Below are 5,193 nucleotides of genomic sequence, written 5' to 3'. Positions count from 1 at the left end.
CGGCCTGGATGCGCGCCCACGGGCACATATAGGTGCAGACCTGTTCGCGCATGAGCCCGCCGAGCACATAGGTGGTGCCGGTGAGCACCGCGATCGTGGCATAGGCGATGGGCGCCGCCGTGCCGGTGACGACTTCGCCGAGCAGTTTCGGCGCATCGGCGAAGTAGAAGATCCAGGCGCCGCCGCTGGCCACGGCAATGATAAGCCAGATGGCGTGCTTGGAGACGCGCAGGAAAAGCTTGCGGGCGCTCCAGGGAGCGGCGTCCAGCTTCATGCGGGCATTGCGGTCGCCCTCAATTGCGCGTTCGACGACAAGGAACAGGTCGACCCAGACTGTCTGCGGGCAGGTATAGCCGCACCAGGCTCGCCCGACCGTCGATGTGATCAGGAAAAGACCGACGCCCGCCATCATCAGAAGGCCGGCGACGTAGTAGAATTCCTGCGGCCAGATTTCGATGAAGAAGAAGTAGAAACGGCGGTTCGCCAGGTCGATGAGAACGGCCTGGTCGGGAGCGAAAGGCCCCCGATCCCAGCGCAGCCAGGGGGTCAGGTAATAGATGCCGAGCGTGATCGCCATCACCAGCCATTTGAACTGGCGGAAACGACCGGAGGCGCGCTTCGGAAAGATTTTCTTGCGCGCGGCGTAGAGCGGCTGTCGCGTCTTCGCGGAGTTGACCGCTTCGGCCTCGAGCCGTTCTACCTGCGACTGATCCAGCACGACGATCTCCAATCACGGCGAAATAATGCCGCCTTCTTTCCGGCAATCTCGCAATCGCGCGGGCGCGTCGCGTTGATGCAGGTCAAATTGAGCCATCAAAAAGCAAGTCGAGGCCCGGCATGACCGGGCCTCGTCGCTTGAACGGCTGAGGGCCGAGAATAGGCCCCGCTCCTATTCTCCGCCGCCAAGCGAATGGACATAGACAGCCAGCTCCTTGACCGTCGTCTCGCCGAGACGGCCGATCCAGGCAGGCATCACCCCGTTCTTCGGGGCTCGCACCTGGGCAGCAATCGCGGCCTCGCCGGAGCCGTGGAGCCAGATGGCATCCGTCAGATTAGGTGCTCCGAGGTCGCGGCTGCCCTTAGCGTTCTCGCCATGGCAGGCGGCACAATTGTCTGCGAAGACCTTGGCGCCGGGCTCGATCAGGCTCTTGTCCTGCACCGGTCCGGAAAGGCTCGCCACATAGGCGCTGACCTGGGCGATCTGTTCCGGCTTGAGCACGTCCGCAAAAGGGGTCATCTCCGACTGACGGGTGTCGGGGTCCGCCGCGAAGCGGATGCCGTGCGTGATCGTCTGCTGGATCTCCTCCGCCTTGCCGCCCCAGAGCCAATCGTCGTCATTGAGGTTCGGAAACCCTGTCGATCCTTGCGCGCCCGAGCCGTGGCACTGCACGCAATTGACCTTGAATGCCGCGCCGCCGGCGGCGACGGCGAACTCGCGCAACGTGTCGTCAGCGGCGATTTCCGAAACGGTCTTGGACTGTATCGCCGTGACGTATTTGGCCTTGGCGGCGTCAGCCGCGGCCATCTCGTTCTTGACGTCATTGCGGCTGGAGAAGCCCAGGACACCCCTGGTGGCGGAACTCAGCATCGGCCAAGCGGGATAGGCAATCGTGTAAGCGAGCGCCCAGGCCACGGTGATGTAGAAGGTGATTACCCACCAGCGCGGCAGAGGATTGTTGAGCTCCTTGATACCGTCCCATTCATGGCCGGTCGTCGTGATGCCCGAGATTTCGTCGATATGCTCGTTGCTCATGATCAATCGTCCTGGAGAGGAATTTTAGCGGCGTCGTCGGCATGCTTTCTGCCACCCGGACGCAGCGCGAAGACAATGCAGCCGACAAAGAACAAAGCCATGGCAAGCAGGCCCCAACTGTCGGCGAACTCCCGCATCAAGTTGTATTCCATCGGTTGCCCTCCTCAGCGGTAGCCGGCTGCTTCGTCGTAGTTCTTGAAATCGACCAGGGTGCCGAGCATCTGGAGATAGGCCACGAGAGCATCCATCTCGGTGACCTGCTGCGGGTTGCCGTCGAAGTCGCCGATCTTGGCCTTGGGGTAGCGTTTCTCCAGGCCGGTCGTGTCGGCATTGGGATCGGCCTGCGCCGTCAGGTCGGCGTTTGCGTTGGCGACCATGTCGTCGGAGTAGGGCACCCCGACGCGCCTGTTCGCAACCAGATGCGTCGAGAAATCCTTCACCTCGATCGGCGTGTCTTTCAAGAACGCATATTTCGGCATGACCGATTCCGGCACCACGGAGCGCGGGTCGGCAAGATGCTGAACTTGCCAGCTGTTGGAGTAGCGATCGCCGACGCGAGCAAGATCCGGTCCGGTTCGCTTGGATCCCCACTGGAAGGGGTGATCGTACATCGACTCGGCCGCCAGGCTATAATGGCCGTAGCGTTCCACCTCGTCGCGGAACGGCCGGATCATCTGGCTGTGGCAGAGATAGCATCCCTCGCGCACATAGATGTTGCGTCCGGCAAGCTCCAGCGGCGTGTACGGCCGCATGCCCTCGACCTTCTCGATCGTGTTGTCGAGATAGAAGAGCGGCGCTATCTCGACGATGCCGCCAACGGTCACGACCAGCAGGGATCCGACGAGAAGAAGCGTCGCGTTCTTCTCGATCAGCGCGTGTTTGTCTATCAGGCCCATGTCTGGCTCCTTATTCGGCAGGCTGGAGGGCGGGGGCGGAACCCGGCAAAGGCTGCTCTTTGCGCTGGTAGCCGCGGATGGTCATGGTGATGTTCCAGGCCATGATCAGCATGCCGGCCAGGTACATGGCGCCGCCCGCGGCGCGCATGATGTAGTAGGGATGCATCGCGGCGACCGTCTCGGCGAAGGAATAGACGAGGAAACCCTGCTCGTCGTATTCGCGCCACATGAGCCCCTGCATGATGCCCGAGACCCACATCACCGCCGCGTAGACAACGATGCCGAGCGTCGCCAGCCAGAAGTGCCAGGTGACGAGGCGCATCGAATAGAGCCGCTCGCGGTTCCAGAGCTTGGGCACCATGTAGTAGATCGCGCCGAAGCTGATCAGGCCGACCCAGCCGAGCGCGCCCGAATGGACGTGGCCGATTGTCCAGTCCGTGTAGTGCGACAGCGAGTTGACCGTCTTGATCGACATCATCGGCCCTTCGAAGGTCGACATGCCGTAGAAGGCGATGGCCGCCACCATCATGCGGACGATCGGGTCGGTGCGGATCTTGTCCCATGCGCCGGAGAGGGTCATGAGGCCGTTGATCATGCCGCCCCAGGAGGGCATCCACAGCATGATCGAGAACACCATGCCGAGCGTCTGCGCCCAGTCGGGCAGGGCGGTGTAATGGAGGTGATGCGGCCCGGCCCAGATATAGAGGAAGATCAGCGCCCAGAAGTGGATGATCGACAGCCGGTAGGAATAGACCGGACGGTTCACCTGCTTGGGCACGAAGTAGTACATCATGCCGAGGAAGCCCGCCGTCAGGAAGAACCCGACTGCATTATGGCCGTACCACCACTGCGTCAGCGCGTCCTGAACACCCGAGAACGCCGAGTAGCTCTTCGAGCCGAGGAACGAGACCGGCATCGACAGGTTGTTGACGACATGCAGCATCGCAATGGTGACGATGAAGGACAGGTAGAACCAGTTGGCGACGTAGATATGCGGTTCTTTGCGCTTCAGAATGGTGCCGAGGAAAAGGATCAGGTACGCGACCCAGACGATCGTCAGCCAGAGGTCGACATACCATTCCGGCTCGGCATATTCGCGGCCTTCGGTGATGCCCAGCAGATAGCCGGTCGCGGCCATGACGATGAACAGCTGGTAGCCCCAGAAGACGAACCAGGCGAGATTGCCGCCGAACAGCCTCGCGCGGGACGTGCGCTGCACGACATACATGGATGTGCACAGAAGGGCGTTGCCGCCAAAGGCGAAGATCACACCGGAGGTATGAAGCGGCCGCAGCCGCCCGAAATTGAACCAGGGCCCGATGTTAAGCTGAGGGTATGCAAGCTCCAGCGCGATGAGCACGCCGACGAGCATGCCGACGACCCCCCAGAACACCGTTGCGATGGCCCCGTAGCGGATCGGGCCATCCATGTAGGCGGATGGGTCGATCGGCGCCGCGGGCTTGAAATCCGTAGTGCGCAGCAGGACCGCAGTGAATCCAGCCACGGCCAAGAACAAAACCCACATGTGCTGGCGAAAAGGTTCATCCACCCCGAAGCCGGCGGCTACGAGGGCGCCAAAGGCGAACAGGCTTAGAAGGACGATCTCCGTGCCAAATTTCATCGCAAGTCCCCGATCTCGTCTCGAAAGTTCCGACGGAAATACCCGCCCGAGCCACCTTTTCGAGATTTCCCGGCCCCCCGGCCTTGATCCAGGTCAAACGCGCACTGCTTTTATTTGGAGGGCGTCGGAAACTGATCCCGCTTCAGGCAGGGACGCCAGCGAAACGACCTGCAAGGCCGAACCTTGGGACCTTGGTGATATCAAGCAAGCGAAGGCTCGCAGGAGGATCGTCGCCGCTCAGTCGCCGCAGCGTTCCTCGATCTGAGCCATGCTTGCGAGGCTGATCTGCCGCTTGTTGACGATCCGGATCGTGCCGTCGGACCGCAACCTGGACAGTTCCCGGCTGACCGTCTCAATGGTCAGCCCGAGAAAATCGGCGATATCGGTGCGTGTCAGCGGCAGGTCGAAGCTTATCGGGCTCGCCGGATGGTGCGCGGGATCGGTGTTTCTGGCGACCATGAGGAGGAAGCTTGCGACCTTCTCGGACGCGGTCTTGCGCCCCAGCGCCGCCATCCAGTCGCGTGCTTCGTCGAGCTCGTTCAGCGTATGCTTCAGCAGCAGACGTCCAAGCTCCGGCATCTCGTTTGCCATCCGGTCGATGATTGCCTTTGGAAACGAGCAGAGCGCCACATTCGTCAATGCTTCGGCCCTGATCGGCTTCTTTGCCTCGAACGGCCTGCCCAGGAAATCGGGCGCGAAATGGAACCCGACAATCTGCTGACGACCATCCGAGAGATTTCTCGTGAGCTTGACCACGCCGGACAGAAGGTTGGAGTAGGTTCCGTCGTCGGGCAGTTCCGTGCCAGCCGGAACCTCATGCCTGGACGAGGCTTTGGCCAACTCGGCGAGTTGGCGGGCGTTGAAGGCGCCGCATAACCCATCCTGCCGCGCTTCGCAGGATTTGCAAATTGCGGGGACGTCGG

At 61.8% G+C, this 5,193-nt stretch carries 6 protein-coding genes; all 6 read right to left on the bottom strand.

The annotated features are described in order from the left end of the window. The coding region (locus tag EOA23_RS31315) for a 4Fe-4S binding protein (protein WP_189341776.1) at nucleotides 1–718 on the bottom strand (718 nt) is incomplete at its 3' end. 171 nt (nucleotides 719–889) lie between these two features. Further along, a complete protein-coding gene (ccoP, locus tag EOA23_RS31310) occupies nucleotides 890–1,753 on the bottom strand; it encodes a cytochrome-c oxidase, cbb3-type subunit III (protein ID WP_127306955.1) in 864 nt (287 codons plus the stop codon). A gap of 2 nt (nucleotides 1,754–1,755) precedes the next feature. Next, entirely contained in the window at nucleotides 1,756–1,905 is a 150-nt protein-coding gene (locus tag EOA23_RS31305; protein WP_042647191.1) for a CcoQ/FixQ family Cbb3-type cytochrome c oxidase assembly chaperone, read from the bottom strand. Nucleotides 1,906–1,917: 12 nt separating this feature from the next. Next, nucleotides 1,918–2,649, bottom strand: coding sequence for a cytochrome-c oxidase, cbb3-type subunit II (ccoO, locus tag EOA23_RS31300; RefSeq protein ID WP_126062661.1), 732 nt, complete (start codon nucleotides 2,647–2,649; stop codon nucleotides 1,918–1,920). A 10-nt stretch (nucleotides 2,650–2,659) separates the two neighbouring features. Further along, on the bottom strand, nucleotides 2,660–4,270 hold the full coding sequence (gene ccoN / locus EOA23_RS31295) for a cytochrome-c oxidase, cbb3-type subunit I (protein WP_127306954.1): 1,611 nt from the start codon (nucleotides 4,268–4,270) through the stop codon (nucleotides 2,660–2,662). 237 nt (nucleotides 4,271–4,507) lie between these two features. Further along, nucleotides 4,508–5,193 (bottom strand): Crp/Fnr family transcriptional regulator (locus EOA23_RS31290; protein WP_145966534.1); only part of this gene is annotated, 686 nt, incomplete at its 5' end.

The organism is Mesorhizobium sp. M2A.F.Ca.ET.042.01.1.1, assembly GCF_003997405.1.
Taxonomy (GTDB): Bacteria; Pseudomonadota; Alphaproteobacteria; order Rhizobiales; family Rhizobiaceae; genus Mesorhizobium.
The sequence above is the reverse complement of the archived record's forward strand: the minus strand, read 5'-3'. Positions and strand labels throughout refer to the sequence as shown.

Coding starts and splice junctions, on each gene's coding strand:
- ccoN (WP_127306954.1), bottom strand. CDS start 4,270: ATGAAATTTGGCACGGAGATCGTCCTTCTAAGCCTGTTCGCCTTTGGC.
- ccoO (WP_126062661.1), bottom strand. CDS start 2,649: ATGGGCCTGATAGACAAACACGCGCTGATCGAGAAGAACGCGACGCTT.
- ccoP (WP_127306955.1), bottom strand. CDS start 1,753: ATGAGCAACGAGCATATCGACGAAATCTCGGGCATCACGACGACCGGC.
- EOA23_RS31305 (WP_042647191.1), bottom strand. CDS start 1,905: ATGGAATACAACTTGATGCGGGAGTTCGCCGACAGTTGGGGCCTGCTT.